Genomic DNA, 26,994 nt, shown 5'->3' with positions numbered 1-26,994 from the left:
TCGCGGCGATCGCCGCGACCACCGCGACGAGCACCGCGGGGACCTTCGGCAACCAGCGCTGGAGCACCAGGATCAGCGCGATCCCGGCGGTGCCCACCACGGCCGCCGCGGCCACGACCTCACCGTCCACGAGCGCCTCCACGAGGGCGACGGACTCGTCGATCAGCCCGTCCGCGTCCACGTCGAAGCCGAACAGCTTGGGGAGCTGGCCGACCAGGATGGTCAGCGCCAGGCCGTTCATGTAGCCGATCATCGTGGGCTTGGAGATCAGGTCGGCGATGAAGCCGAGCTTCGCGACCGAGGCGAGGATCATGATGGCGGCCACCATGATCGCCAGTACGGACGCCAGGGCGACCGCCCGGTCCGGATCACCGTCGGCGGCGATCAGCGGCACGATCGTGGCGGCGATCATCGGGCCGAGCGAGGAGTCGGGGCCGAGGACGAGGATCCGTGAGGGGCCGCACACCGCGTAGCCGAGCAGGCACAGCACGGACGTGTACAGGCCGGTGATCGCGGGCAGCCCGGCGAGTTCGGCGTACGCCATGCCCTGCGGCACGAGCAGCGTGGTGAGCACGAGCCCGGCGGTGAGGTCCTTGACGAGCCACTCGCGCCGGTACGTCGTGACCGCGCGGACCCCGGGTACCGCCCCCACCAGGGACTTGAGTCCCGCCCCGAACGCGCTCATGGGTCTCCTCTCCGCCGGTGCCGCACTCGGCAGGGACCGGGTGCAGCACCTGTGGCGGGCAGAGTCGCCCCGGCCCGGCGGGGGCGTCCTCACCCCGCGAGGGTGGTTGAACGGGCGGCCGCTCCGTAACCGGCGCGGGCGCCCGGCGTTGGGGGACTGTGGGGATCTGGCTCCTGAACAACTTCAGTACTGTCGCGCTCGCCTGCCTGCTGGGCGGCGGTGCCGTCTTCGTCGGGGTGGCGGGCACGCTCCTGCTGCGGCGTGGGCTGCCCCGCGCGGCCGACGGCAGATACAACGACATGGTCGGCGTCGTGCTCAGCATGTACGCCGCGATCTACGGCATCATTCTCGCGTTCGTCGTCGTGGCCGAATGGGAGGGCCTCAACGACGCGGAGACGAACGTCGCCGCCGAGGCCAGTCAGACCGCGGAGGTGCTGCGTGCCGCTTCGGCGTTCCCGCCCGAGCAGGAGCGCCGCGTGACCGAGGCCGTCGGCGACTACGTCCACGCGATCGTCGAGAAGCAGTGGCCGCTGATGCGCGAGGGCCGGCCCGACCCCAGCACCACCAACCGCCAAGTGGTCGAGCTCTACCGGGTGTTCCAGGACTACGAGCCGAGGACCGAGACGGAGAAGGTCTACTACGAGCAGTCCGTGTCCACCCTGGGCGAAGTCGCCTCGGCACGCCGTACGCGCCTCGCCGACTCGGAGCAGACCCTGCCGATGCTCCTCAACGTCCTCGTCTACGGCGGCGCGCTCGTCATGCTGCCGCTGACGTTCCTGTACGGCATCAAGAGCCTGCGCGCCCAGCTGATGTTCGTCGTCTCGGTCGCCGGGCTGATCGGCGTGAGCCTGCTCCTGTGCCTGTCCCTCGACCACCCGTTCTCCGGGAACCTCGCCGTCTCCCCGGCCCCGTTCAAGGAGGGCGTGCTCGCCCAGTTCTGGCCGTGACCGCCCTCGGCCCGGCTGCCGGGCGTGCGTCGGCCCCTCCGGGTCCTCCCGGAGGGGCCGACGCGTCGACGGGGAGGGAAGTCAGCCGGTCGAGAAGCCGACGGCGTCCACGTCGAAGGAGTTGTCCTGCGGCGACTTGAAGACCACATACAGCTTGTGGGTGCCGGTCAGGGGCTCGATGTTCACGGCCGGGGTGTTCTGGTACGTGTCCCAGCCGCCCGTGTTGAGCACGGGGGTGGTGGCGAGGAGCTTGCCGTCGGGGGCGTCCGCGCGCAGTTCGATGGAGCCCACCCCGTACGGGGACGACATGCGGTACGTGACCTTGTCGACGCCCTCGACGCTCATGGGGGTGAAGGCGATCCAGTCGCCGTTGCTGACGTCACCGATGCGTTTGCCGTTCTCTGCGCCCGCCTGGGAGACGATCCGGGTGCCGGACTGGTCGTCGTGGTACTCGGCCTGCTTGTGCTTGGGGTGCATCACCGAGCGGCCGTAGCCGGTCAGGGCGCTCGTCCCGGACCCGCCCTTGTCGGTGTACTTGGCGTTCAGGACGTACGTGAGGTCGGCGCCCTCCGGGTGGCCGCCCAGGTCACCGGTGTCGACGGTGCCCTCGCAGCCGGGGATGTCGGTGGTCGGGTGCTCGTGGTCGTCATGGCCGAGGGCCGGGTTCACGAACACCTTGGAGCAGTCGATCTCGCCGTCCTCGGGGTCGGTGACCTTCACCTTGTACGGGATCTTGTCGCCGAAGGTGATGAGCTTGCCGTCGACGGGGGTCTCGACGGTCACCTTGGGTGCCGTGTTGCCCGCCGTGACGGGGATGTTGGCGTAGCCGGACTTGCCCGAGGGGTCGGTGACCTTCAGCTGGGCGTTGAAGTCTCCCTTGGTGGTGTAGGTGTGCGAGGGGTTGGCCTCGGTGGAGTCGTAGGTGCCGTCGCCGTCGAAGTCCCAGGCGTAGCTGAGGGGGTCGCCGTCCGGGTCCTTGCTGCCCTCGCTGGAGAAGTCGGCCTTGAGGGGCACGGGTCCGTTGGTGGCGGAGGCCTTGGCCTTGGCGATCGGGATGCGCTGCCCCTGTGCGTAGTCGATGCGGTAGAGGCCCGAGTCGTTGTTGCCGCCGCCGAACTCGCTGCCCCACTCCAGGACGTACAGCGAGCCGTCGGGTCCGAAGGTCATGTCCATGGGCTTGGCGAACTTCGCCGACTTCAGGAAGTCATTGATCTTCAGGAGCTTCCCTGAGCCGTCGAAGCGCATCTCCTTCACGGAGTTGCGCGCCCACTCGTAGAAGAAGTTCGCGCCGTCGAAGTACTGCGGGAACTTCGTCTTGGAGGGGTTCTTGGGGTCGTAGCGGTAGACGGGTCCGCTCATCGGCGCGGAGCCGCCGGTGCCCATCTCGGGGAACTCCTTGGAGGCGCCGTAGCCGTACCAGACCTCGGGGAGCGTCAGCGGGGGCAGGTCCTTCAGGCCGGTGTTGTTGGGTGAGGGGTTCACCGGCTTCGCGCAGTCGAACTTCTGCCCGACCTTCTGGGTGTCGGGGTCGTAGGGCGCGTACGCCTGGTTGTTGCCGTGACAGAAGGGCCAGCCGAAGTTGCCGGGCTTCTTGATGACGTTGTACTCGACCAGGCCCTCCGGGCCCCGGTCGGTGGTGGGGGCGCCGCGGTCGGGGCCGTAGTCGGAGACGTGCACGTCGCCCGTCTTGGGGTCGACGGTGAAGCGGAAGGGGTTGCGGAAGCCCATGGCGTAGATCTCGGGGCGGGTCTTCTTCGTGCCGGGCTTGAAGAGGTTGCCCTTCGGGATGGTGTAGCCGCCCTTGTCCTTGGGCTTGACGCGCAGGATCTTGCCGCGCAGGTCGTCGGTGTTGCCCGCGGTGCGGGCGGCGTCGAGCATCTGCTTGCCGGGGCGCCAGTCGAGGGGCGCGTAGCCCTGCCAGTTCGGGTCGAGGTTCGGCGGCACGTCGTCGCCGACGCCGAGATACAGGGTGCGGTCGGGGCCGAACTCGACGGCGCCGCCGGTGTGTCCGGGTTCGGGGAAGGTCCGGTCGCGGTAGGCGGGGACGTCGAGGATCTTCCTCTCGCTCGCGAGGTCGAGGGTGTTGTCCTTCTTCACCGTGAAGCGCGAGAGGCGGTTCACGTCGTCCTTGGCGCTCTTGGGCGCGTAATAGAGGTAGAGCCAGCGGTTCGCGGCGAACGCCGGGTCCAGCTCCATGCCGACCAGGCCGTCCTCGCCGCCGGTGTACGTGTCGACCTTGCCCGCGGTGGTCGTGGCGTGCGTCTTCGGGTCGAAGATCTTCACCTCGCCGCTGCGCTGGACGTAGAAGACCTTGCCGTCCTTGGCGACGTCCAGCTCCATCGGGTCGGCGGTGTTCTCGTCGAGCGCGACCTTCTCGTAGCCCGACCAGACGGTGCCGCCGCAGTCACCGGGCTTGTTCCCGGCCGCCCACTGGATGCCGCCGAGCACGTGGTCGCGGAAGGCGGGTTCGCTGTACGAGGCCTTGTCGTGGCCCATGGCGGTGGCCCAGACCTTGCCGCCCTCGGCGTTGCGGCACCAGGAGATGGGGTGGTCGGCGCCCATCGCGGAACCGCCGGGGTTGTACGTCGTCTCGTCGGCGGAGACCAGGACGTGCACGTCGCCGCGCGGGTTCTTGTCGAAGTTGTACCACTCCTCGGGCCGCTCCCATCGCTGCGGGAGGCCCTTGGTGGAGGGGTGCACGTGGTCGGCGACCTTCGCGGTGCCCTTGAGGACGCCCGGGGAGTGGGCGGGCATGTGGGCGCCGCCGTTGACGGTGTCGTCCCACCACGGGAAGGAGTCCTCGATGCCCATGTCGAGGGTGTTGTGGAGGGCGACGATGCCCTTGCCGCTGCGGACGTAACTCTGCACGGCCTCGCGCTGGGCGTCGGTGTCCCAGACCATGCCGGAGTTCTGCAGCATGACGATGACGTCGAAGTCCTTCAGCTTCGCGTCGTCGAAGACGGTCGAGTCGTCGGTCTGGACGACCTCGAAGCCGTTCGCCGCGGCCTGTTCCTTGACCATCTGGATGCCGGCCGGGATGGAGTCGTGGACGTAGCCGACGGCCTCCGTGAACAGCAGCGCGCGGAAGGCCGGGGCCTTGTCGGCGGCGGTGGCTCCGGTGGCGGGCAGGAAGCCCACGGACAGCAGCAGCGCCGTCAGAACGGCGACGACCGCTCTTCGTACGCCTCTGATGTCACGAGCATGACATCCCATGAGGTGGTCCTCTCTGTGTGGACGAAACGGTGCGGGTGCCGGATGCCGGAAGTACGTGGGCGTCGTGCCCGGGGTCAGCGGGCCGCGAGGACGCGGCGCAGGAAGGCCAGGCCGTCGGTGGCGAGCGCGTCCTGGCTCGGGGCGAGCGGACGCCACACGGAGGCGGCGACCGCGATGGAGGCGTTGTGCGCGGTGAACGACTCGACGCACAGGGCGCCTCGATAGCCGATCGCGCGCAGGGCGCCGAGGAACCCGGCCCAGTCGAGGTGGTCGGCGCCCGGCGCGCCGCGGTCGTTGGCGCACACCTGGACGTGGACGACGCGGTCCCCGGCCTCGTGCGCGGCCGCGGGCAGGGAGCGTTCCTCGATGTTCTGGTGGTACATGTCGAGCGCGATCCCGATGCCGTCCTCGGGGAGGCCCGCGAGGGCGTCGAGGGTCTGCGCGACGGTGTTGAGCAGGCTCGTCTCGTAGCGGTTGAGGGGTTCGACGGCGATGCGCACGGCGGCCTGCCGCGCGTGGTCGACGACGGGGGCGACGTGCTCGCGCCACTCCGCGTACGCGGCGCTCCGCTCGGCCGGGTCCATGCGCCAGGTGCGGCCCACGGCGGCGTAGACGGGGCCCGCGACGACGGGGGCACCGACGGTGTGGGCGGCGTCGACGCAGCGGCGGAGGTAGTCCTGGGTGGCGCGCACGGTCGCCGGGTCGGCGCGCACGAGGTCGCGGCCGGGCGGCATGACGGCGATGACGGCGGCGGCCGCGAGGCCGGTGCTGCCGAGGAGCTTCGCGGTGGCCTCGGGCTCCCAGTCGCCGGGCTGTTCCAGGGGCAGCTCGACGCCGTCGAAGCCCCAGGCCGCCAGGCGCGGCAGGACCTCGGCGAGGGCCCGGGCGGTGACGGGCGAGTGCCAGATCCAGGGGTTCGCGCCCACCGGCAGGGCGGCGTCCGACAGCCGGATGCCGGGGCCGGGCTCCCCCGCGGGCCGCGTCACTTCTTGCCTCCCCAGTCCCCGGGGAACCCGGGCAGCTTCTGGCAGCCGCACATCGCGTAGTGCAGCGGCGGCATGCCGTCCCGGAGGTAGTCGTCGAGGTTGGCCTCGGTGACGGTGGGCTGCGGCAGCTTCCACTCCTTGGGCACCCGTTCGCCCTTGAGGATGCGCAGGGCGGCGATCACGGGGGTGCGCCACTGGAACGTGGGATAGGTGGGGGCGATGGCGGTGAGCTTCTTGTCCTTCCAGATCTCCAGGAAGTCCTGCTGGTCCTCGCCGGTGATCGGCGGCACGTCGGCGCCCGAGTCCTCGAAGGCCTCCACCGCCGCCACCGCCGTGGCGCCGGAGTCCATCCACACGCCGTCGATCGAGCCGTGCCGGGAGATCGCGTCGGACACGACGGACTTGGTCTTCGCCGGGTCGCCGTCGGTGAACTTCACGTCCACGACGTCGAGTTCGCTCTTGGCGAAGGCGAGCTTCGCGGCGGACCAGCGGGTCTCCAGGACGTCGACGCCGGGCGAGATGCGCAGCGCGAGGATCTTGCCCTTGGGCTTGACCTCGTCCACGAGGAAGTCGGCGGCGACGGCGCCGTAGCCGTAGCCGCCGATGGGGTTGATGAAGGTGACGGCGCAGTCGGTCTCCACGCCCCGGTCGAAGACGATGACGGGCAGCTTGCCGCAGGCCTCCTTCACCGCGGGGGTGAGGGTGGCGGTGGTGTTGGGCGAGACGATGAGCGCGTCACAGTCCTTGTTCCCGGCGAGCTCCTGGATGTCGGAGATCTGCTTGTCGTCCTTGCCCTGGGCGTCCAGGACGGTGAAGTCGTCGATCTCGTCGTGCAGTTCGGCCTCGGCCTTCATGTTCTTCAGGCCGACCTGCCGCCAGGGGTTGAAGACCCCGGCGTTGGAGAAGCACAGGTCGACGTCGTCGCTGCCGTCCTTCTTCCGGTACCGGACGGTGTCGGTCATCCGCGGTGCGAGCATCTGCTCCCACGGCTTGGCGGCCGGGCCCTTCGGGGTCTGCCCGCCGAGCTTCAACTGCCGTTCGTACTCGGCCCGGTCGAAGAACTTGGACGGCTTGTCCCCGCTGTCGTTCTTCTGCTCGGCGTTCTGCCCGGACGCGGCGGGCGCGTCGGCGGGGGCGTCGCTGGAGCAGGCGGAGAGCGCGCCGAGCAGGGCGGCGGCGAGGACGGCGGCGGTCGCGGGGGTGGTGGGGCGGCGGCGCGGGCTACGGCTGCGGGTCATGGGGGTGTCCCTCCCGGTGGGTGGGCGGTGGGGTGGCCGGTGCGGGTGGGGGTGGGGCGGCCGTCGGTGGGCCCGGTGGGGTGCCCCTCGGCCTGCCCGGCGGGTGGTCGCGGCGGCGACGCAGCCGGGAGGAGTCGGCGGCGCCGAGTCCGACGGCAGCGATGACGATGACGCCCTGGACGGTGGACTCCAACGCCCCTGACACGCCTTGGAGGTTGAGGAGCGTGAACAGCGCCTGCAGCGAGAAGGCACCCGCCATCGCGGCCAGGACGCTGCCGCGCCCGCCGCCCAGGGCGACGCCGCCGAGCACGACGGCGGTGATCGCCTCGAACTCGTAGCCGCGGCCCGCCTGCGCGGACACCCCCGAGAACCCCCCGACGAGCACGGCGGCGAGGGCGGCGGCGACGCCGGACAGCACGAACGCCAGGACGCGGACCCGGCGCACCCGCACCCCGGCGAGGTGGGCGGCGCGTTCGCTGTCCCCGGTGGCGACGAGCGTACGGCCGAAGTCGGAGCGCATCAGGAGCACCACGAGGAGGCCCGCGACGACACAGGCGAGCACGGCCCACGGCAGCCAGCCGAGCGCCGTGTCCCGGCCGGGGCGGCGGAAGTCCTCCGGCAGGCGGCCCTGCGGGGAACCGCCGGTCCAGTAGAAGACGGCGCCTTCGAGGATCAGCATCATGCCGAGCGTGGTGATGAACGACGGCACCCGGAGCACGGTGGTGATAAGGCCGTTCAGGAGCCCGGCCGCGGCGCCCGCGAGCAGCAGCCCGGCGGTCATCAGCGCCCAGGGGGCGTCGGGGTACGTTCCGTAGACCTCGGCGGCCGCGACCACCCCGGCGGTGACGATCGCGCCGACGGACAGGTCGAACTCGCCGCACACGATGACCAGGTACTGCCCGGCGGCGAGGATCACCAGCGGTGCCGCGCGCTTGACGAAGGCGAGGAAGCGGTCGGGTTCGTAGAAGCCCGCGTCGGTCGCGGCGAGCGCGACGAGGAGCACGATCAGGAGGGCGTAGACGGGCGCGCCCGTGCCGAGGTTGCGGGCGAGGGCCCGATACGTGGCGGTGGCGCCCGTCGTGGTCCGGTCCCGCGCGGGGTCCGTGGCCGTGCCGGTGCTCATGCGGGCCTCCTGGCGCCGCGCCGGGCGTAGAGGGCGACGGCGGCGATGATGACGACGCCGCGCACGACGTTCTTGAAGAAGGGGTCGACGCCGAGCTGGTTGAAGACGGAGTCGAGGACGGCGAGCACGAGGACGCCGCCGAGCGTGCCGACCACTCCCCCGCGCCCGCCCGCGAGCACGGTGCCGCCGAGGACGACGGCCGCGATGGACTCCAGGTCGTAGCGGGCCTCGGTGCCTGCCCACGGCGCTCCGGCGCCCAGACGGGAGGCGAGGAACAGGGCGGCGGCGCCCACGCACAGCGAGCACAGGACGTGGGCGGCGATCACGGTGCGGCGGGTGCGGACGCCGGACAGGCGGGCGGCGTGCTCGTCGCCGCCGGTCGCGTACAGGTGATGGCCGAAGCGGGTGCGCCGGGTGATCACCCAGAGTGCCGCGGTGACGGCGAGGAGCAGGAAGAGGGAGACGGGGACCGGGCCCATGCGGTCGTAGCCGAGGTGCTGGAAGGAGGCGGGGACCTTGCCCGCGGGTCCGGTGTAGTTGTCCTCGATCCAGCCGCGCAGGATGAAGGCGGTGCCGAGGGTCGCGATGAACGCGTTGACCTTCAGGCCGGTGACGATCAGACCGTTGGCGAGCCCGACGGCCGCGGACAGCGCGAGGACCGCGAGGACCCCGGTGACCACGGAGCCGTCCTCCATCGTGGTGGCCGCGACGAGGGTGCCGAGGCTGATGAGGTACGCCACCGACAGGTCGAGGGAGCCGCTGAGGATGACCGCGGTCTGGCCGACGGCGACGAGGCCGAGGGCGACGCTGTTCTGCAGGATGCCGACGACGTTGGTGAGCGTGAGGAAGTCGCCGCCGCGCGCGGCCACGACGATCCAGCCGAGCGCGGTGACGGCCGCGGCGGCGAGCCAGACCCCGACGGCGGGGTCGGCGAGCCGATGACGGCCGAGCGGGGCGCGGGTCTTCGCGGGGGCCGGGGAGGGACGCGGGGCGAGGGCGGTGCCGGTCATGCCGCTCCTTCCTGCGGAGTCGGGACGGGCGGGGGCGGGGTGGCGTCCGGGGTGGAAGGGGGCGGAGTGGTGTCCGGGGTGGCAGGAGGCGGGGCGGTGCCGTCCCAGGGGGTCGTCGCGAGGCGCATGACGTCCTCCTCCGTCGCCCCCGCGGGCAGTTCACCGACGACGCGGCCCTCGGCCATGACGAGGATCCGGTCGCTCATGCCGATCAGTTCGGGCAGCTCGGAGGAGACGATGAGGACGGCGAGGCCTTCGCGGGCGAGGTCGCGCACCAGGGTGTGGATGGCCGCCTTGGCGCCGACGTCGACGCCCCGGGTCGGTTCGTCGAAGAGCAGCACCCGGGGGCGGGCGGCGAGCCACTTGGCGATGACGACCTTCTGCTGGTTGCCGCCGGACAGGAAGCGGGTCTCCTGGTGCTCGCCGCGCGCCTGGAGGCGGACCTTCTCCAGGAGCGCCGTCAACTCCCCCGCCGCTGACGGCCGTTCGCGGTCGGGCACGGCACGGGTGACCAGCAGGGCGTTGTCCCGCACGGACTGGCGCAGGGCGAGCCCCTCCGCCTTGCGGTCCTCCGTGACGAGGGCGACACCGGCGCGGATGGCCTGGCGCGGCGTGCCGGGCCGCAGCGCCGCTCCGTCGACGGTCATGGTGCCCGTGGTGAAGGGCGCGGCGCCGAACAGGGCCCGGGCGAGGGCGGTGCGGCCGGCTCCCTGGAGGCCCGCGACGCCGGTGATCTCGCCCGCGCGCAGCGTCAGGTCGATGCCGGTGAGCCGGGCGTTGCCGCCGCCGCGCACGACGAGGCGGGCCCCGCCGACCTCCTCGGGGCGGGCGCGCGGCGGGCAGTAGGCGCTGAGCTCCCGGCCCACCATGGCCCGTACGATCCGGTCGGTGTCGGTGTCCTCGGTGCGTACCGTCGTCACATGGCGGCCGTCCTTGAGGACGGTGACGCGCTGGGACAGGTCGAAGACCTCGCGCAGCCGGTGCGAGATGTACAGGATGCCGAGTCCGCGCGCGGCCAGGCGGCGCACCAGGGCGTGCAGCAGCCCCGCCTCGTGGTCGGCGAGCGGCGCGGTCGGCTCGTCCATGACGAGGACGCGCACGTCGGAGGCGAGCGCCTTGACGATCTCCACGGTCTGCTGCCGGGCCACGGACAGCTCGCGCACATACGTCCGCGGCCCGATGTCGACCTCCCCGAGGTCGGCCAGGAGCCGGGCGGTGCGGTCCTCCATGGCACGGCGGTCGACGAGGCCGTAGCGGGTGGGCTCGCGGCCCAGGAAGACGTTCTCGGCGACCGTGCGGTGCTCCAGGAGCGCGAACTCCTGGTGGATGATGCCGATCCCGGCGGCCTGCGCCTGCGCGGGATGGCTGAAATGGTGGCGCCGTCCGTCGAGCGTGATGACGCCTTCGTCCGGTACGTGTTCGCCGGCGAGGACCTTCATGAGCGTGGACTTGCCCGCGCCGTTCTCCCCGACCAGGGCGTGCACCTCGCCCGCGGCGAGGTCGAGCGAGACGCCGTGCAGCACGCGCACGCCGAGGAAGCTCTTGGACACGCCGTGCATCGCCAACATCGTGTGCGTCGCCTGCTTCGCATGCATCGCCTGCACCCTCAGCTCCTTCGGCAGCGGCCTGCAGAGCAATGTGATGAGGACCCTTTGACCTGTCAAGGGCTCAAGCGTGTTTGTTTACAAGGCATTTGACGGTGACTTAGGTCGACGATCAAACATCATCGGCCTTGTGAGCAGCGAAAGTCGTCCCTAGGGTGACTGGCATGCCTGGAGCGCCGGATCTTCCCCCATCCGCCCCGTCCCCGGACGGCTCACCCGCGCCGGTGGCCTCCTCGCCCGGCGACGTCCTCGCCCTGTTGCGCGCGGGCGCCGCGGCCACCCGGGCGGACCTCGCCCGGCTCACGGGCCTCGCGCGTTCGACGGTCTCGCAGCGGGTGGACGCGCTCATCGCGCACGGCTTCGTGACGGAGGAGGCCGACGGCAGCTCCACGGGCGGCCGGCCGCCCCGGAAGCTGAGACTTCGGACCCGTGAACACGCCGTCGCGGGCGTCGACTTGGGCGCCTCGCACTGCCGTGTCCTCCTGATGGACGTCGGCGGCGAGACCCTCGCCCTGCGCGAGGACCCGCTGTCGATCGCGGACGGCCCGCAGTCGGTGCTCGGCCATGTGGAGCGCACCTTGCACGCACTCCTGAAGGAGGCCGGGCGCGAGCCGTCGACCCTCCAGTCCATCGGCGTGGGCGTGCCCGGGCCCGTCGAGTTCTCCACCGGCCGCCCCGTCGACCCGCCGATCATGCCCGGGTGGCACCAGTACCCGATCCCGGAGTTCTTCGCGGACCGGTTCCAGGTGCGCGCCCTCGTCGACAACGACGTGAACGTGATGGCGCTCGCCGAGCAGCGCCGGGCGTTTCCGGACACCCGCTATCTCCTCTACATCAAGGTCGGCACGGGCATCGGCTGCGGGATCGTCGCCGACGGCAGGCTGCACCGGGGCGCCCAGGGCAGCGCGGGCGACATCGGCCACATCCGCGTCGGTGAGCTGGACGAACCGTGCCGCTGCGGCAACTCCGGCTGCCTGGAGGCGGTCGCGGGCGGCGCGGCCCTGGCCCGCCGCCTGTCGGACCTGGGCCTGGCGGCGGCGTCCGGCAGCGATGTCGTACGCCTGGTGAAATCCGGCCACCGGGACGCGGTCCGTATGGTCCGGGAGGCGGGGCGGGCGGTGGGCGAGGTCCTCGCGGGCCTGGTGAACTTCTTCAACCCGGACACGGTGGTGGTCGGCGGCGCCCTCGCCGCGGTCCACGACCAACTGCTCGCTGGCGTACGGGAGGCGGTGTACCGCCGCTCGCACCCCCTCGCCACCCACGTCCTGCGCATCGAGCCGAGCCGCACCGGCGAGAACGCGGCGGCGATCGGCGCGGGCATCCTCGCGATGGAACACGCGCTGTCGCCGCGGGAGGTGGACCGGGTGGTGGCGGGCGGCGGGTACTGAGCGGCGGGCCTCCGGTGACCGCGCTGAGCCGCGCGGCGCGGAACCGGAACAGATGACGTTAGTTCTGGTCTACACCAACCATCCCCGTCCCAGTATTCTCATGCGTGCCAGTTGCACACCATCCCCCACCCAGGTTGCGTGCTGGCACGGGCGACACCCCCTCACAACTGCCCCTAGCAGCTGGGTGACTTCCCCCATTCGCCGCCTCCAGGAGGATCACGGTGAAAGTTCGCACCAGAAGCTCGGCGATCGTCGGCGCCATCTGCCTCGTCGCCTCCCTCGCCCTCACCACGGCGTCCGCCGACGAGCCCGCCGCGTCCAAGCAGGCTCCGAAGGTCGCGCTCACGAAGGTGACCACGGCCAAGAATCCCGTCGCCGGCACCGCCGGTCCCGGCGGCACGGTCTGGATAGCCGAACGCGCGGGCACCGTAAGGGTCCTGGACAGCCAGGGAGGACTCGGCAACCCCGTCATCGACATCACCAAGGAGACGACCACCGACGGTGAGCGAGGCCTGCTGGGCATCGCGTTCGACAAGAAGTTCGCGCACTTCTACATCTCGTTCACGAACCTCCAAGGCACCAGCACCATCGACGAGTTCGCGGTGCGCAAGGGCAAGATCCAGCCGCAGACCCGGCGCACCGTCCTCACCCAGACGCAGCCCTACTCCAACCACAACGGCGGCGACATCAAGATCGGCCCCGACGGCTATCTGTACATCGCGTTCGGCGACGGCGGCTCGGGCGGCGACCCGCACGGCAACGGGCAGAACCTCGACACGCTGCTCGGCAAGATCCTCCGGATCGACCCGAGGGGCGCCAAGCCGTACGCGATCCCGAAGGACAACCCGTTCGCGGGCGACCCGAAGGCGAAGGACGAGATCTGGTCGTACGGACTGCGCAACCCGTGGAAGTTCTCCTTCGACGCGGGCACCGGCGACCTGCTGCTCGCCGACGTCGGCCAGAGCGCCTGGGAGGAGATCGACTGGTCCCCGGCGAGCAGTGACGGCGGCGAGAACTACGGCTGGTCCCAGATGGAGGGCACCCACCCGTTCCGGGACGGCAAGGAGCCCGCGAACCACGTCCGGCCGGTCTACGAGTACGACCGCACCGGCCTCGGCTGCTCGGTGACGGGCGGCTACGTCTACCGGGGCAAGGCGATCCCGGACCTCAAGGGCCAGTACCTGTACAGCGACTACTGCGACGGCACCGTCCGCGCCCTGAAGATGGAGAACGGCAAGGTGACCGGGGCGAGCGACCTCGGGGTCAACGGCGGTGAGGTCGTCTCGTTCATCGAGGGCGGCAACCGCGAGCTGTACGTCCTCGACATCGGCGGCAGCGTGTACCGCATCGACCGGGCATAGCACCCGGCCGCGGGAGGCTCGGCCTGCCGTCCGGTCCCGCACCGGCGGCAGGCCGTTCCCCGCCCCCCTCTTCACCGCGGCCGCGGCGGGGAAGGGTGTACGGCATGACCAACGATGATGCTTCCGGCGCCTCCCGCCGGACGATTCTCGGCGCCGGCGCCGCCCTGGGGGCGCTGGCCGCCCTCGGGCCGCTCACCACGGCGGCCCGCGCCGGGACCCGGGGCGCCGACTGGCCCACGGACTTCCCCCTTCCGAACGGCTTCCAGCCCGAGGGCATCGCCATCGGGCCTGCCGCCACCGCCTGGTTCGGCTCGCGCAAGGGCGGGGACCTGTACCGCGCGAGCCTCGCCACCGGGCGCGGCGAGACCCTCTCGACGGGGACGGACGCGATGAGCCTCGGCCTCAAGAGCGACGGGCGCGGCCGCCTGTTCGTGGCCGGGGGCTTCACCCGCCACCTGCGCGTCGTCGAGGGGCGCAGCGGCCGCGTCCTCGCCACGTACGAGGTCGGCACGCCCAAGACCGTCGTGAACGACGTCGTCCTGACGCCCCGCGCGGCCTGGTTCACCGACTCCACCCAGCAGCAGCTGTACGGCCTGCCGCTCGGCCCCCGCGGCGAGCTGCCCCCGGCCCGTGACATCGTGACGCTGCCGCTGGTGGGCGAGTGGGTCTCGGCACCGGCCGACGGCTTCACCACCAACGGCCTGGAGCGGACGCCCGACGGCCGCGGACTGCTCGTGATCAACGTCCACGCCCACGGCGGCAGCCTCTACCGCGTCGACCCGCGCACCGGCGACACCCGCCTGGTCGACCTCGGCGGCAGCAAGCTCCCGGACGGCGACGGCGCCCTGCTCCTGGGTCGCACGCTCTACGTCGTCCAGCAGATCCAGAACGCCGTGGACGTGTTCCGCATGCACCCCACGGGGCTGCGCGGCACGGCGGTCGCGCGGATCACGGACGCCCGCTTCCGCATCCCCACCACCGTCGCCGCGTTCGGCGACCGCCTCTACCTGCCCAACTCCCGGTTCACCGAGGAGACCACACCCACGACGCCGTACAACGCGGTGGCGGTCAGCCAGGTGCGCTAGTCCGGCCGCTGTGGCGGGCCCGGTAGGCGCGCTGTCGGCACGCGGGTGAGCAGTACGTGCGGGGCCGCCCGCGTGCGGACCGGGCCAGTGGTCCCCGGCAGCCGGGGCAGACCACCGGGTTTTCGTCACTGACGGGGCGCTCCGCCGCCGGGATTTCGTCACGGGCCGACGCGCCCGCGCCCCGCTTCTCGACGCCGCGGGCCGTGCGCGCGGCCGTGACGAGGTCCACGGCGGCGACGCGCCCGCGCGGGGTGTGCGCGGACAGTTCGGCCTCCAGGACGGGGCACTCGGCCATGTCGTCGTCCGTGCAGCTCAGCAGATGACGGAGGTAGTCCCGCGCGGCTGTCAGCTCCTCGATCCGCTGTTCCACGAGCGCGATCTGTTCGCCGACCGTGCCCTGCCAGGCCTTGTGCGGGGACTTCCCCGAGGTGACGACGGCCGCCTGGTCCAGCGGCATCGCCCCGACCACGCAGCACAGATAGGCGACCCCTATGCGCCGCAGTTCGGGATCGCCGTAGCGCCGCTTGCCGCCGTGGCGGGCGGGCGGGTTGAGCACGCCCCGGCGCTCCCACCACCGCACCGTGGACGGCGCGAGGCCGTACAGCGCCGCCGCTTCGCCGATGGAGACCGCACCAGGCATCACAACTCCCTTTGACATCAAGCCGACTTCACGAGGCAAGGTTCAGGTAAGGCAAGCCTAAGTAGCCATGTCCTCGCAGCAGAAGGGGTCTGTCATGACAGCCATGGAGTACGCGGAGACCGTCGTCATCGGCGCCGGGCAGCAGGGGTGCGGGACGGCCGCCGCCCTGCGGGAGCTCGGCCGGGACGCGCTCGTCCTGGAGCGGGCGGAGATCGGTCAGGCCTGGGCGCACGAACGGTGGGACAGCCTGCTCGTGGGCAGCGGCAACCGCTCGGTCCGGTTCCCCGGCTGGGAGTACGACGGCGACGACATCGACGGTTTCATGTCGGGGCGCGAGCTGGCGGACCACCTGCGCCGGTACGCGAAGGAGCGGGACCTGCGCGTACGGGAGCACACGCCCGTGCGGGAGGTCGAGTGCCCGCCGGACGCCGACGACCGCGACGAGGTGCGGTTCAGGACCCGTCTGGCCGCGGGCGGCGTCATCGAGTCCCGCAACCTCGTGGCGGCGGTGGGCGGCTACGCGGCGCCCCGCGTGCCCGCTCTCGCGTCCGCCGTCGACCCCGCCGTGCGTCAGCTCCACTCGCGCGACTACCGCAACCCCGAGTCCCTGCCGGACGGGGCCGTCCTGGTCGTGGGGGCGGGGATCAGCGGCCAGCAGATCGCCGACGAACTCGTGGACGCCGGGCGCTCGGTGTTCCTCTCGGTCGGCCGCCACCGCGCGTGGCCGCGCCACTATCGCGGCCGGGGGCTCCATGAGTGGATGTTCGCCCTCTCCCTGTACGAGGACTTCGTCACCGTCGGCGGCAACGGCACCTCCGTACTGCCCGGCCTGCCGGTCACCGCCGTGCGGGACAAGAGCGGCGACCTCAATCTCGGCACCCTGGCGGCGAAGGGGGTCGTCCTCGTCGGTTCCGCGCGCGCCGCGGACCGTGGAACCCTCGCCCTGGAGGACAACGTCGTCGCCGTCGCGGAGGAATCCGCCCGCTCCTTCCAGGAGGCGATGGACATCATCGACACCCGCCTCCGGCAGCGGGGCTTCGTGGCGCCGGAAGAACGGCCCCGACCGGCCGTCGACCTGGACCGCGTATCCGGTTTCGGCAAGCGCCTGGACCTGGCGCGAAACCACATCACGTCCATCGTCTGGTGCACGGGGTTCGGGCCGGACTACCGCATCCTGCCCGCTCACGTGCTCGACGACCACGGGGCGCCGCTCCAGCGGAAGGGCATTCTCGGCGCGCTTCCCGGCCTGTACTACGCCGGGCTCCCGGACGGGAACTCACTCGCCCCGGTGGCCATCTCGGCCTGTGTCGAGAACGGCCGGTTCATCGCTCGCCAGATCCACATCGACCACGTCATGCGATCCGATTCCTCGGCGTCCCTGATCACCCCATGACGCACAATGCGGACATGACGACAAAGCGCTCCCTCGACATCCAGGTCAGACGGATCTACGACCCCACGGCACCGGACGACGGCTCCCGTGTCCTCATCGACCGGCTCTGGCCCCGAGGCGTCTCCAAGGAACGGGCCGGCCTCGACGCGTGGGAAAAGGAACTCGCCCCGTCGAACGAGCTGCGACGCTGGTACGACCACGACCCCGACCGCTACGACGAGTTCGCGGCGCGCTACCGCCAGGAGCTGAGCTCCCCGGCCCGCGCCGCGGAGCTCGACCGGCTCCGCGCTCTGGCCCGCGCGGGCCGGCTCACCCTCCTGACCGCCACCAAGGACCTCCCGCACGGACACGTGCGGGTCCTCATGGACGTCCTGACCTCCAACTGACCAAAGGAGACCCACGTGTCCCGGACACCGCAGCAGATCTTCCAGAGCTACGTCCACGCCGGTGCGATGTCCCGGGACGCCGACGCCCTCGCCGAGAACTTCACCCCGGACGGCGTCTTCGAGCTGCCGCTCATGCCCCTCGACTCCGCGTTCCCCAGGCGGATGGTGGGGCGCGACGAGATCCGCGACGTGATGGCGGCGTACTACGAACGGCAGGCGAAGGACCAGCGTGCGCCGAACCTGGAGAAGTCCGGGTTCGTGCTGCACACCACCGCCGATCCCGATGTGTTCATCGCCGAGATCGACACGGTCTTCGACGGAGACGGAGACGGGGGCGAGGACGGAAGCCGCGGCGGGGCGGACGTGACCGTCTCCCTCGTGCAGATCTTCCGTGTCCGCGACGGGAAGATCGCGCGGTTGCGGGACTACTTCGCGCCCGAGCTGATGAGCTGAACGAGCCGCGGGTGCTAGGAACCACCGTCCCCCTCCTCCCACAAGTCGGTGCTGTTGGCCTCGACGAGCGCGCCGACGCGGGCGAGGACGTCGGCCACGGGGCGTGGATCGAGGCGGCGGCCGTCCCGCAGCCGCAGGGCGACGTGGTCGTCGGCGGCTTCCTTCGCGCCGACGACGGCTTGGTACGGGACCAGGCGGGCCTCCCTGATCCGGGCGCCCAGGCTGCCGCGCTCCGGTCCGGCGACCTCGGCGCGCAGGCCGAGGTCGGCGCAGCGCCGGGCGATCGCCTCGGCGTTCGGCACCTCGCTCCCGGAGATCGGCAGGACGACCAGCTGGGTGGGGGCGAGCCAGGCCGGGAAGGCGCCGCCGTGCTGCTCGATGAGATGGGCGACGGCTCGCTCCACGCTGCCGATGATGCTGCGATGGACCATGACCGGGCGGTGCTTGGCGCCGTCCGGGCCGATGTAGTGCAGGTCGAAGCGCTCGGGCTGGTGGAAGTCGACCTGGACGGTGGACAGGGTGGACTCGCGGCCCGCGCTGTCGGCGACCTGGACGTCGATCTTCGGGCCGTAGAACGCGGCCTCGCCCTCGACCGCCTCGTAGGGCAGCCCGGAGCGGTCGAGGACCTCGGTCAACAGGGCGGTGGCGCGCTGCCACAGCTCGGGCGCCGCGACGTACTTCCCGCCGGCGCCCGGCAGTGAGAGCCGGTAGCGGGCGGGGGTGATGCCGAGCGCCCGGTAGGCGTCGCGGATCATGTCAAGCGCGCCGCGCGCCTCCCGCTCGACCTGGTCGAGGGTGCAGAAGATGTGCGCGTCGTTGAGCTGGATGGCCCGCACCCGGGTCAGGCCGCCGAGGACGCCCGACAGCTCCGCGCGGTACATGCCGCCCAACTCGGCCATGCGCAGCGGCAGTTCCCGGTAGCTGTGGGACCGGGAGCGGTACATCACGGCGTGGTGCGGGCACAGGCTCGGCCGCAGCACGACCTGCTCGCCGCCGAGGTCGAGCGGCGGGAACATGTCGTCGCTGTAGTGCGACCAGTGCCCGGAGATCTCGTACAGCTCGCGTTTGCCGAGCACCGGCGAGTACACGTGCCGGTACCCCGCCCGGCGTTCGGCGGCGCGGATGTACTCCTCCAAGGCGTGCCGTACGGTCGCGCCGTCGGGCAGCCAGTACGGCAGGCCCGCGCCGATCAGCGGGTCGGTGTCGAAGAGGCCGAGCTCGCGGCCGAGCCTGCGGTGGTCGTGGGCGGTGGTCATGGGGGGCTCCTCACGGGTGGCGGAGCGAGTGACCGGGCCGCACGACGAAGCCCCGGGGCACTCGCCCCGGGGCTTCGCGTCAGATCAGCTGTCAGCGCGCCGGGACTCTCTCCGGCGTCGTCGTCACTGCGGCGCGCTTCATGCCGGTCACCGTAACAGAGACCCGGGTGACGCGGCTCGGCTGTTTCGGGCGCTCAGGCGGGGTGGCGCGGCGGCTCCCCGAGGGGCGGGCGCCCTCAGGCGGCGTAGCGGTTGGCGCGCACCGACCAGTCGAGGTTCCCCCGCATCCAGGCCTTCATGCCGTCGGACAGAAGGGCGAGTGCGGACCGCTCGGCCTCGGTGACGCCGGTCCAGTGCTTGCACATGCGCCACAACTCGGCCTCCGCGTCGAGGAATTCCTCGATGTCGCGGGCGACGCTCCGGTAGACGTGGTCGATGGCGCCCTGGGTGTCCAGGTCGAGCTCCCGGCGCACGACCATGATCCCGTTGTTCGTGTCGCCGATGCCCAGTTCCTTCTTCAGGGAGACGACGTCGTTGACCCACGCGACGACATCGGTGGCCTTGCCGAACATCGTCCGCAGGTGGCGGGTCTCGTGGAGCAGCGCCGGGACCTCCTGGCCCGTCGCGTACTCCAGGAGGTCCAGGCACGCGGTGACCGAACTCGACGCGCGGCGCAGCTCGGCGTACGCGGCGAGTCCGGGCGGCAGGCCCTCCTGCCGATGCATGCGCTCATACCGGAAGGCCGTCAGGAAGTGCGCGACGTGCGTGGCGAACCGCATGCGCCACCAGCGGCTCAGTTGAGGGGCGATGTGCCGCCAGAGGCGGGCGAGCTCGCGGGCGAGCGGAGCGTCGTGGTGGCGGGTCCGGCTCTCCGGTTCCACGGGCAGGGCGTCGATGATCTCCTGGGTGAGGGCGTCGGGGTGCTCCTCGCCCCGGACGTTGAGGCGGTCGTAGTAGTCGTCGATGACGAAGAGCCAGGAGATCCAGCCCGCCAGCGGGGCGGCTCGGTCCGGTCGGAGTCCCGGGTAGCAGTGCGTGATGAGGTCGGCCACGGCGGCGTCGCCGAGCCGGTCGTGGGCCGTCGCGTCCGGCAGCAGGCCGCACGCATCGGCCCAGTGCCCGACCAGGTCGTCCAGGCGGTGGTCGTCCGGCTCGGTGCGGGACGGCAGTTGATACAGCAGGTGGTCGGGGCCGGGGAAGATCCGCAGCGAGTCCAGGTCGTCGTGCGGGAGTGTCATGACCGCTCACCGCCCCTTCTGGCCCGTGCGGACGGTCCCCGTGCGGACGGCACGAGCAGCGTCAGCGGGGACGCCGTCATGTGCTGCACGGCCAGGAACCGCCGGTACAGCTCGGGGTCGTCCGGGATGCGACGCAGCAGCCGCGCCAGATAGCGGCGGGCGAGCAGGGCCTGGACGGAGGCGCCCTCGGGCCGCCAGCCCAGGTCCAGGCTGGTCGACAGGTACCAGGGCAGGAGCAGGGTCCGGGCGGAGCGGCGCTGGAAGCGCGCGCAGGCGTCGGCCGGTCCGTGGGCGTCGAGCTCGCGGGCCAGGAGGACGGCTTGCTGTACGGCGACGGTCATGCCGTGGCCGTACAGGGGGTTGAGCACGCAGAGGGCGTCGCCGAGCACCGCGAGGCCGCCGGGCCAGGGCCGGATCCGGTCGTAGCGGCGCCACTGGCCGCCGAGGCCGCCGTACCGGTAGATGGAGCCCAGCGGCTCGGCGCGGGTGACGACGTCCTTGATGTGGGGGTTCGCGAGCGAGTCCGCGTACGCGGCGAACCCCGCCGGATCCGTGGGGGCGGACTGTCCGTCCGCGCCGAACAGGCACACCAGCCAGCGGTCGTCCTCCAGCGCGACGACGGTGCCGCCGCGCCTCGCCGTCGGGGCGAGGGTGGCCTGCAGGGACGCCTGCCAGTCGGGCGGCGACGCGGTGTCCCGCCGGTAGACGCGCGAGGTGTACGAGAGTTTCCCGTCGACGCGGAGCACGTCGGGTGCGGGAAGGCCGGCAGTGGAAAGACCGGCGGGGAGGCGCGAGTTGCGGCCGGTGGTGACGACGACCAGGTCGGCGGGGCGCAGCGCGTCCCCTGTGGTCCGCACGCCGATGACGCGGTCCCGCGCGTCGTTGAGGACCACGCGCTCCGCTCGGGTCCGGTCGAGCAGGCGGACCCGCGGATGCGCGAGGACGCGCCGTCGTATCGCGGCCTCAAGCAACGGGCGGCTGAAGGTCTGCAGGGCGAGGCCCGTGCGGACGCGCGGCGACCATCCGGCCGGGTACAGCATCGGGAACTGCCCGAAGTCGGACACCGGGGCGCCCGCTTCCCGGAGTTCGGCGCGCAGCCCCGGGAAGAGGCCCTCGAGGAGGTCCGCCCCACGGGCCAGGAGCGCGTGCGGGTGACGGCTCTGCGGGGTGCCGCGGCGGTGCTCCGGTGCGGCGGTGACGTGGTCCTGCTCCAGGACGGTCACCTCGTCGAAGCGGTCGGCGAGGACACGGGCGGTGACGAGGCCCGCGTAGCCGCCGCCGACGACGAGGGCGCGCCCGGTTCCCTCAGGCGTCATGGCGGGAACGCCGGTTCAGCTCCAGGCGGAGCCTGCGGGGGCGGTAGAAGGCCGCGAGCGGCACCGGTCGGATGTCCGCCCCCGGCGCGCAGCCGACGGACCAGTGGTTCGCGACCGCGGTGAGGGCGAAGGCGCACTCGGCGACGCCGAAGGTGTCCCCGATGCACTTGCGCGGTCCGGTGCCGAATCCGGCGAACGCCCCGCGCGGCAGCGCGGAGGTGCGCTCCGGCAGCCACCGGTCGGGGTCGAAGTCGGCGGCCCGCCGGAAGATGCCGGTGTTGCGGTGCACGGGGACCGGACTGATGACGACCGTGGTGCCCGCCGTCAGGTGCCGTCCCGCCAGGACGACGTCCTTCGTCGTGACCCGGGTGAACAGCCACCCGGGGGGATACAGGCGGATCGTCTCCGTGATGACGCGGTGGGTGTGGGCCAGGCGCGGGAGGTCCTCCCAGCGGGCCGGTCGGCCGCCGAGCACGGAGTCGACCTCCTCCTGGAGCCGTCGCTGCGCCGCCGGGTTCCGGGACAGCAGGTACAGCGCCCAGGTGAGGGTGGACGCCACGGTCTCGCTGCCTGCCGCCAGTACGGTGACGACCTGGTCGTGGATCTCGGCGTCGGTGGTTCCCGCGTCGGCCCCGGCCGCTCCCGCGTCGGCGTCGCCCGTGTCCGCACCGGCAGCGCTCCCCCGGGACGCGAGCAGCACCGAGAGGACGTTCCGCGCGGCGTCGTCCCTGCCCTTCCCGTCGCCCCCGTCGTCCCCGTGCTCCCTGTTCTCCCCCGCCGTCGCGTCCCGCAGCACGCGGTCCACGATGTCGTTGAGGTTCCGCAGGGCACGTCGGTGGCGGAGGTTCGCGGGCAGCGGCAGGCGCAGCAGGGCCGGGGGCATGAACATCTGCCGGAAGAATCCGCTGAACGCGATGTCGAAGGAGTGCTGGATGTCCGTGACGACCTCGTCGGTGACGCGGGTCGAGAAGAGCGTGCGCGTCACGGTCCGCAGGGCGAGGGCGTAGAGCACGGGATAGGCGTCGATGACCTCGGCGTCGCCCCAGGAGTCGGTGAGCGCCTTCACCTCCTGCTCCATGGTCGTCGCGTAGGCCTCCAGGCGCGACGGGTGGAACGCGGGCTGGAGCAGCCGTCGTTGCCGCCGGTGGTCCTGGTGCGCGCAGGTGGCCACGCCGTTCCCGGCCATGGCCCGCGCCCTGTCGTAGTATTTGCCGCCCTTGTCGAAGGTGCGGTCGTCGGTGAGGGTCTGCCGCAGCAATTCGGGGTGGCACGGGACGTACACCCGCGTCGGGCCGAGCCTGATCTCCACCAGGTCGCCGTGGTTCGGGAGCGAGGTCAGGAACTCGATGGGCCGGCGCATCAGGGGCCAGATGTGCCCGAGGCCGGGCAGTGCGCCGGGAACCGTACCGGTGGTGAAGGGCCGACTGGACATGCTTCCCTCCCCTGCCCCTCCCGCCGAAGGACAGACATCCCACTCAACTCACCCCGTGCAACGGCAACAAGGCGCCCCGTGGGGCGCACCGATCGGCGCCGGTGCAGGGCGGCCGCGTCGGCACGGCCGGAGCACCCGGCATACAGAATCGCTCCTTCCGCACTTCCGTACGCCTGCCGGGTCCCGCACCCCGACGGGCTTCGTGGACGCGGTGAAAGGGCTGGTCAGCTGGCGTTGTCAGTGCCGGGTGCGACGATCGCACCCATGACTGAGACGGCTGACGCGCACGACGACTGGCGGCGATTCCTCACACGGTGGAGCGAGGAGTGGGCGGACTCCTGTGCTCCCGACGAGGAGTTGGAGGCGGACGACGAAGAGGCGCGCCGCGCCCGCTGGTTGGGCTTCCCGCCCGCACCGCCCGCGCGCGTCGAGGCCCTCGAAGAGCGTCTCGGGCATCGGCTGCCCCCGTCGTACCGCACGTTCCTGGAGGTCACCGACGGCTGGCGGCACGCGGGCGGATTCGTGTGGCGGCTCGCGGGCACCGCGGACGCCCGCTGGTACGAGGACGACGCGGGGCTCGCCGAGATCTTCCAGGAGGAGCTGACCGAGGACTCGACGCGGGAAGAGGTCCTGGAGGCCACGATCTGGACCCGGGCACTCGAACTGGCCGTGGACTCCGACGCCGTGGCCGTGCTCCTCGACCCGGAGGACGTGGACGAGCACGGCGAATGGGCGCTGTACACGTGGGCGCCCTGGCTGGGCAGCCCGCCGGAACGGCACGCGTCCTTCCGGGAGTTCATGCGGGACGCCTACCGGGAGTTCCACAGCCTGCGGGCGAGAGAGGACGACCGGCCGGAGTTCGTGAACGCCACGACGCAGGAGTGGGACGCGCGCGTGGCACAGGCACGGCAGGACGCGCTGCGCGGGGCGTACGAGCCGGCGGAGGCGGTGCTCACGGAGGCGGGGGAGTTCGGCAGGCCCCGCGCCCGGGCCCTGCGGGACCAGATCAGATGGCTCCTCGGCGACCGGTACGCCCACAACTTCGACGGCCTCGCGGGCGACCCCGTGTACGCGCCGGAGCTGCTGCCCGCGCTGATCGCCGAGGAGACCGAGCACAGGGGGCGGGCCTGGGAGGCCGACGGCGCGTACGCGGCCCATCTGCGCGGCGGACCGGACGAGACGCGTGCGCTGGAGGGCGAGGTGCTGCACCAGTTGCGGGAGGGCACGTACGCGTACGTGCCGCGGGGACCGTTCGGCGACGCGGTGCGCACGGCCCGGGAGCAGGCCCGCTGGGGCGAGACGGACGCGGCCTGGCGGACCCTGCTCGCCGCGCTGCCCGAGTGGCGCCCGCTGGGGCCCGACCACCTCGCCCCGGTCGGCCTCCTCGCCGACCCGCTGCTCGGCCCGCTGCTCACGCCGGAGCGGGGCCGGGTGCTCCTGTCCACACCCCGGGGCGAGGAGGCGACCGGTGTCGTCCCGGCGGCGGTCGACCAGGATCCGCAGGGCCTCGCGTGGCTCGCGGAGCACGCCCCGGGCAGCGGCCGCCGTGAGGCGTACCGCTTCGTCCTCGTGGAAGGCGTGGAGCCCGCCGCCCTGCCCGCCCTCGTCGGCGCCGAGGAGGGCGCGCCGCTCCGGGTGCCGATGCGGGGGTGGGACGCGCGCCGGACGCAGCGGACGGACGGGGTGTCGTCCTCGTACGACGACGAGGCGCTGGTCGCGGTCGGCCGGGCCGGGGACGGCTGGAGCTTCGCGATCGACCGGGAGCCGCAGCCGTTCCACGACGTGCGGTTCGTCTCTCCTGCCGTCGCCGCGGCCCGGCACGGCCGCGCGGTGGTGGTCTGGGCCGAGCCCGACTCGTTCGAGAGGGGCGCGCTGTTCCACCTGTCCGTCGCGGAGCGCGGCGTGCAGCGGTACGCGTTCACGGTCTTCGGCGAGCGGTGCGAGCGCTCCGGGGAGATACCGCGGGAGCTGGAGCCGGAGCGTCTCTTCCCCGAGGTCCGGGACGGCGGCCGGTATCGGGAGGGGCTCGGCGAGGCCGCCGCGCTGGAGGCCGTCGGGGCGACGTTCGGTGTCACGCTCCCCCGGTTCGCCCTCGACCACGGCCGCCTGCACACGTTCCGCACCCGCTCCTGGACGCGCCCGCCGGTGCCGGGCGAGACGTACACGGTGATCACCGTGGGCCGGCGCCAGGGCTGACGGTCCGAGGCGTGAACCCCCGGTCCCGCGACGCACGGGCGCCGGGAGCCTAGGGCGTCGGCGCCCCGGTGTCCCAGAGCAGCTCCGCCACCAGGAAGCGGCACGTCCACCGCCGGCTGCTGCGCACACCCTCCGTGATCATCATGAAGCCGTCGACGGTCCGGTAGAGCTGGGTCCGCCTCCGGTTCCAGGGGTGCTCGGGCACGTAGGTGCGGGCCATGCCCTCCAACATGGCCAGGGCCTGCTCCCGGGTCCCGACGCACTCCCCCAGCAAGTCGGTGCCCCAGAAGCCGCCGCCGGTCGCGGTCTCGTGCCGCTCGACGATCAGATGCCACGTCGTCCGGGGGGCCTGCGGGCTGCCCGTCGGCCGCTGCGGAATCCCCTGGGGCATGTTCACGGTCCCGTCTCTCCCCTCACCTCGCGCCGCGGCGAACGGACCCTGCCGCCCGCCGCCGCGCGCCGCCATCACGCTGATCGCTCCGTCGAGCATCGCCCGGGGAGATCACATGCCGACCGCCGTCCCGTCACGGGCCTGCCACAGGAACGGTTCGCCCGCTGCCGCCCGCGCTACCGCTTCTTGCGTACGAAGACGAACACGTCCGCGACCCCGTTGGTGTCGCCCGCCACGAAGTTCGCGCTGTCGAACCCGGAGAAGACGACGGTCCGCGCGGCGGCGTCCGTGCGCGCGTCGATCGCGTTGCCGGGCCGTCCGTCCTTGTCGGGGGAGACCAGGACGTTGGTGCCGGTGCGCAGGCCACGGACGTACTCGGCGTCCTCGACGGTCAGGATCGGCCAGGTGTCGAGCAGCAGCTTCGACCCGTCGGCGGACACCCCGTCCACGGACAGCACGCCTTCGGGCCCGGGCAGCACCGCGTCGATCCGTTCCAGGGTGCCGGTGCGCAGGTCGCACACGAAGGGGTTGTGGCTGTCGTTCGGGTCACGGCCGGGTACCAGGTTCGAGGCGCCGGAGTCGAAGGCGAGGGTGGAGCCGTCGGCGCTGAACAGCGGGTTGGTGGCCGCGCCGTCGGCGGGGCCGCCGTCGTAGGGGGTGTCGATCTGGGTCTCGCCGCCGGTGGCACGGTCGTGGACGTAGATGTCGGACCAGTCGCCGCGCGGCGGGGCGCCGTGCACGTACTGGTAGGCGACGCGCTGCCCGTCCGCGCTCAGGGTCGGGGCGCGGAAGCCGAGGAAGGTCTCGTCGGACTCGGCGGGGAAGCTGACGAGTTCGGTGCGCTGAGCACGCAGGTCGCGCAGGTAGACCGCTTGGGCGCCGGTGCGTCCCGAGTCGGTGCCGAGGACGGCGAACGCGACCGTGCGGCCGTCGGCGGAGATGGCCGGTGCGTGGCCGTCGATGTGCTGCATCGGGAGGTCCACGTCGGCGCGTTCGGTCCCGCCCTTCCACAGGTCACGGACGATCACGGCGGAGCCCTCGTCGTCACGCCTGGTGTAGGCGAGGTACCGGCCGTCCGCGCTGAGCGTCGGCGAGGAGATCTCGCCGAGGGGGTCGACGACGCGCTGTGTCCTGGCGCCGCGCAGGTCCCGTACGAAGAGGTCGGACCGGTTGTTGGTGTCCCCCGCGACGAGGTTGGTGGCCTCCGAAGTGAACGCGACGACACGGCCGTTGGCGCTGACGACGGGTCGGCCGGAGGGGCCGTCCGCCTGACCGCCGTCGGCGGCGACGCTGAGCAGGTGGGTGGTCCCGGCGGCCACGGCGGGCCCTCGGGACGCCGGTGCCGGGGCTCCGGCGGGTGTGGCGACGGCCGCGGGCAGCGCCCCGGCCGACAGTAAGACGGCGAGCGCGCCCGCGCCCGCCGTCCGTACGACTCCGCCACGTCTCTTGTGCGGGCCGGTTTTGGCCATGTGCACCCCTCCCAGAGCACGGGCCCCGGCCCGGTGCCAGGGCCCCTCGGGGATGCAAGCGCACACCGGGCGGACGGTCAATGAGCCGGGACGCGTACGCCCCCGACGGGGCCGGGACGGTCCGTGATCGCTCCGAGGTTCCACCGGCCGGGCTGTCGCCTTTTCGCTGTCGCTGTCGGCTTTA

Annotated in this window: 22 protein-coding genes; 8 read left to right on the top strand and 14 right to left on the bottom strand. The window is 72.3% G+C overall.

The annotated features are described in order from the left end of the window. A partial coding sequence (locus ACFVHO_RS17455; protein WP_385714714.1) for a SulP family inorganic anion transporter occupies window positions 1-685 on the bottom strand: 685 nt, incomplete at its 3' end. Between the two features lie 158 nt (window positions 686-843). Between ACFVHO_RS17455 and ACFVHO_RS17450 the strand changes: the two genes are divergently transcribed. Beyond that, complete coding sequence (locus tag ACFVHO_RS17450; RefSeq protein ID WP_385714711.1) at window positions 844-1,632, top strand: DUF4239 domain-containing protein; 789 nt, start codon at window positions 844-846, stop codon at window positions 1,630-1,632. An 81-nt stretch (window positions 1,633-1,713) separates the two neighbouring features. Here the strand turns inward: ACFVHO_RS17450 and ACFVHO_RS17445 are convergent, their stop codons facing one another. From ACFVHO_RS17445 to ACFVHO_RS17420, 6 genes are all read right to left on the bottom strand, one after another. Beyond that, window positions 1,714-4,845, bottom strand: a complete 3,132-nt coding sequence (locus ACFVHO_RS17445; RefSeq protein WP_385714709.1) for a ThuA domain-containing protein — start codon at window positions 4,843-4,845, stop codon at window positions 1,714-1,716. Window positions 4,846-4,919: 74 nt separating this feature from the next. Then, entirely contained in the window at window positions 4,920-5,831 is a 912-nt protein-coding gene (locus ACFVHO_RS17440; RefSeq protein ID WP_385714706.1) for a sugar phosphate isomerase/epimerase family protein, read from the bottom strand. Further along, complete coding sequence (locus ACFVHO_RS17435; protein WP_385714703.1) at window positions 5,828-7,069, bottom strand: substrate-binding domain-containing protein; 1,242 nt, start codon at window positions 7,067-7,069, stop codon at window positions 5,828-5,830. Before ACFVHO_RS17435 ends, ACFVHO_RS17440 begins: the two co-directional genes overlap by 4 nt. Continuing rightward, window positions 7,053-8,192, bottom strand: coding sequence for an ABC transporter permease (locus tag ACFVHO_RS17430; protein WP_385714700.1), 1,140 nt, complete (start codon window positions 8,190-8,192; stop codon window positions 7,053-7,055). Before ACFVHO_RS17430 ends, ACFVHO_RS17435 begins: the two co-directional genes overlap by 17 nt. Continuing rightward, entirely contained in the window at window positions 8,189-9,202 is a 1,014-nt protein-coding gene (locus ACFVHO_RS17425) for an ABC transporter permease (RefSeq protein ID WP_385714697.1), read from the bottom strand. Before ACFVHO_RS17425 ends, ACFVHO_RS17430 begins: the two co-directional genes overlap by 4 nt. Then, the gene (locus ACFVHO_RS17420) at window positions 9,199-10,770 is read right to left on the bottom strand and encodes a sugar ABC transporter ATP-binding protein (protein WP_385714745.1); all 1,572 of its coding nucleotides are present in this window, start codon (window positions 10,768-10,770) and stop codon (window positions 9,199-9,201) included. Before ACFVHO_RS17420 ends, ACFVHO_RS17425 begins: the two co-directional genes overlap by 4 nt. A gap of 200 nt (window positions 10,771-10,970) precedes the next feature. Between ACFVHO_RS17420 and ACFVHO_RS17415 the strand changes: the two genes are divergently transcribed. The 3 genes from ACFVHO_RS17415 to ACFVHO_RS17405 all read left to right on the top strand — a co-directional run bounded on the left by ACFVHO_RS17415 (window position 10,971) and on the right by ACFVHO_RS17405 (window position 14,640). Continuing rightward, window positions 10,971-12,194, top strand: coding sequence for an ROK family protein (locus ACFVHO_RS17415; protein WP_385714694.1), 1,224 nt, complete (start codon window positions 10,971-10,973; stop codon window positions 12,192-12,194). A gap of 221 nt (window positions 12,195-12,415) precedes the next feature. Further along, the gene (locus ACFVHO_RS17410; protein WP_385714692.1) at window positions 12,416-13,555 is read left to right on the top strand and encodes a PQQ-dependent sugar dehydrogenase; all 1,140 of its coding nucleotides are present in this window, start codon (window positions 12,416-12,418) and stop codon (window positions 13,553-13,555) included. 104 nt (window positions 13,556-13,659) lie between these two features. Then, window positions 13,660-14,640, top strand: a complete 981-nt coding sequence (locus ACFVHO_RS17405; RefSeq protein ID WP_385714689.1) for a superoxide dismutase — start codon at window positions 13,660-13,662, stop codon at window positions 14,638-14,640. Here ACFVHO_RS17405 and ACFVHO_RS17400 read toward each other — a convergent pair. Then, complete coding sequence (locus ACFVHO_RS17400) at window positions 14,624-15,280, bottom strand: MerR family transcriptional regulator (RefSeq protein ID WP_385714686.1); 657 nt, start codon at window positions 15,278-15,280, stop codon at window positions 14,624-14,626. The two genes, ACFVHO_RS17405 and ACFVHO_RS17400, sit on opposite strands and share 17 nt — an antisense overlap. Before the next feature lie 94 nt (window positions 15,281-15,374). Between ACFVHO_RS17400 and ACFVHO_RS17395 the strand changes: the two genes are divergently transcribed. The 3 genes from ACFVHO_RS17395 to ACFVHO_RS17385 are packed head-to-tail and all read left to right on the top strand — an operon-like array spanning window position 15,375 to window position 17,512. Next, on the top strand, window positions 15,375-16,673 hold the full coding sequence (locus tag ACFVHO_RS17395) for a flavin-containing monooxygenase (RefSeq protein WP_385714683.1): 1,299 nt from the start codon (window positions 15,375-15,377) through the stop codon (window positions 16,671-16,673). Window positions 16,674-16,687: 14 nt separating this feature from the next. Further along, window positions 16,688-17,059 carry a DUF488 domain-containing protein gene (locus ACFVHO_RS17390; protein ID WP_385714681.1) on the top strand — a complete coding sequence of 124 codons (372 nt, stop codon included), beginning with the start codon at window positions 16,688-16,690 and terminating at the stop codon, window positions 17,057-17,059. Between the two features lie 15 nt (window positions 17,060-17,074). Next, the gene (locus tag ACFVHO_RS17385; RefSeq protein WP_385714678.1) at window positions 17,075-17,512 is read left to right on the top strand and encodes a nuclear transport factor 2 family protein; all 438 of its coding nucleotides are present in this window, start codon (window positions 17,075-17,077) and stop codon (window positions 17,510-17,512) included. Window positions 17,513-17,526: 14 nt separating this feature from the next. Here ACFVHO_RS17385 and thrS read toward each other — a convergent pair whose 3' ends face one another. The 4 genes from thrS to ACFVHO_RS17365 form a co-directional block, all read right to left on the bottom strand. Continuing rightward, window positions 17,527-18,768, bottom strand: a complete 1,242-nt coding sequence (gene thrS / locus ACFVHO_RS17380; RefSeq protein WP_385714675.1) for a threonine--tRNA ligase — start codon at window positions 18,766-18,768, stop codon at window positions 17,527-17,529. Window positions 18,769-19,004: 236 nt separating this feature from the next. Next, a complete protein-coding gene (locus tag ACFVHO_RS17375) occupies window positions 19,005-20,006 on the bottom strand; it encodes a hypothetical protein (RefSeq protein WP_385714672.1) in 1,002 nt (333 codons plus the stop codon). Beyond that, window positions 20,003-21,322, bottom strand: coding sequence for an FAD-dependent oxidoreductase (locus tag ACFVHO_RS17370; RefSeq protein ID WP_385714669.1), 1,320 nt, complete (start codon window positions 21,320-21,322; stop codon window positions 20,003-20,005). Before ACFVHO_RS17370 ends, ACFVHO_RS17375 begins: the two co-directional genes overlap by 4 nt. Further along, complete coding sequence (locus ACFVHO_RS17365) at window positions 21,312-22,754, bottom strand: cytochrome P450 (protein ID WP_385714666.1); 1,443 nt, start codon at window positions 22,752-22,754, stop codon at window positions 21,312-21,314. The genes ACFVHO_RS17370 and ACFVHO_RS17365 overlap by 11 nt, the downstream gene beginning before the upstream one ends. A 264-nt stretch (window positions 22,755-23,018) precedes the next feature. On the opposite strand from ACFVHO_RS17365, the gene ACFVHO_RS17360 reads away from it, so the two are divergent. Then, a complete protein-coding gene (locus tag ACFVHO_RS17360; RefSeq protein ID WP_385714664.1) occupies window positions 23,019-24,950 on the top strand; it encodes an SMI1/KNR4 family protein in 1,932 nt (643 codons plus the stop codon). Window positions 24,951-24,999: 49 nt separating this feature from the next. On the opposite strand, the gene ACFVHO_RS17355 is transcribed toward ACFVHO_RS17360, so the two are convergent. Further along, entirely contained in the window at window positions 25,000-25,347 is a 348-nt protein-coding gene (locus ACFVHO_RS17355) for a hypothetical protein (RefSeq protein WP_385714661.1), read from the bottom strand. Between the two features lie 170 nt (window positions 25,348-25,517). Beyond that, on the bottom strand, window positions 25,518-26,810 hold the full coding sequence (locus tag ACFVHO_RS17350; RefSeq protein WP_385714658.1) for a TolB family protein: 1,293 nt from the start codon (window positions 26,808-26,810) through the stop codon (window positions 25,518-25,520). Window positions 26,811-26,994 lie beyond the last annotated feature (184 nt).

Origin of the sequence: Streptomyces sp. NPDC127108, assembly GCF_042677545.1 — a bacterium.
In the GTDB taxonomy this organism is placed as follows: Bacteria; Actinomycetota; Actinomycetes; order Streptomycetales; family Streptomycetaceae; genus Streptomyces.
Note: the sequence above shows the minus strand (reverse complement) of the source record. Positions and strands in the feature narration are given on the sequence as shown.

Bases quoted from the DNA above. Each gene is read 5' to 3' on its own strand.
- ACFVHO_RS17445 (WP_385714709.1), bottom strand. From the start codon at position 4,845: ATGGGATGTCATGCTCGTGACATCAGAGGCGTACGAAGAGCGGTCGTC.
- ACFVHO_RS17435 (WP_385714703.1), bottom strand. From the start codon at position 7,069: ATGACCCGCAGCCGTAGCCCGCGCCGCCGCCCCACCACCCCCGCGACC.
- ACFVHO_RS17430 (WP_385714700.1), bottom strand. From the start codon at position 8,192: ATGAGCACCGGCACGGCCACGGACCCCGCGCGGGACCGGACCACGACG.
- ACFVHO_RS17425 (WP_385714697.1), bottom strand. From the start codon at position 9,202: ATGACCGGCACCGCCCTCGCCCCGCGTCCCTCCCCGGCCCCCGCGAAG.
- ACFVHO_RS17420 (WP_385714745.1), bottom strand. From the start codon at position 10,770: ATGTTGGCGATGCACGGCGTGTCCAAGAGCTTCCTCGGCGTGCGCGTG.
- ACFVHO_RS17415 (WP_385714694.1), top strand. From the start codon at position 10,971: ATGCCTGGAGCGCCGGATCTTCCCCCATCCGCCCCGTCCCCGGACGGC.
- ACFVHO_RS17405 (WP_385714689.1), top strand. From the start codon at position 13,660: ATGACCAACGATGATGCTTCCGGCGCCTCCCGCCGGACGATTCTCGGC.
- ACFVHO_RS17400 (WP_385714686.1), bottom strand. From the start codon at position 15,280: ATGCCTGGTGCGGTCTCCATCGGCGAAGCGGCGGCGCTGTACGGCCTC.
- ACFVHO_RS17395 (WP_385714683.1), top strand. From the start codon at position 15,375: ATGACAGCCATGGAGTACGCGGAGACCGTCGTCATCGGCGCCGGGCAG.
- ACFVHO_RS17390 (WP_385714681.1), top strand. From the start codon at position 16,688: ATGACGACAAAGCGCTCCCTCGACATCCAGGTCAGACGGATCTACGAC.
- thrS (WP_385714675.1), bottom strand. From the start codon at position 18,768: ATGACCACCGCCCACGACCACCGCAGGCTCGGCCGCGAGCTCGGCCTC.
- ACFVHO_RS17375 (WP_385714672.1), bottom strand. From the start codon at position 20,006: ATGACACTCCCGCACGACGACCTGGACTCGCTGCGGATCTTCCCCGGC.
- ACFVHO_RS17370 (WP_385714669.1), bottom strand. From the start codon at position 21,322: ATGACGCCTGAGGGAACCGGGCGCGCCCTCGTCGTCGGCGGCGGCTAC.
- ACFVHO_RS17365 (WP_385714666.1), bottom strand. From the start codon at position 22,754: ATGTCCAGTCGGCCCTTCACCACCGGTACGGTTCCCGGCGCACTGCCC.
- ACFVHO_RS17360 (WP_385714664.1), top strand. From the start codon at position 23,019: ATGACTGAGACGGCTGACGCGCACGACGACTGGCGGCGATTCCTCACA.
- ACFVHO_RS17350 (WP_385714658.1), bottom strand. From the start codon at position 26,810: ATGGCCAAAACCGGCCCGCACAAGAGACGTGGCGGAGTCGTACGGACG.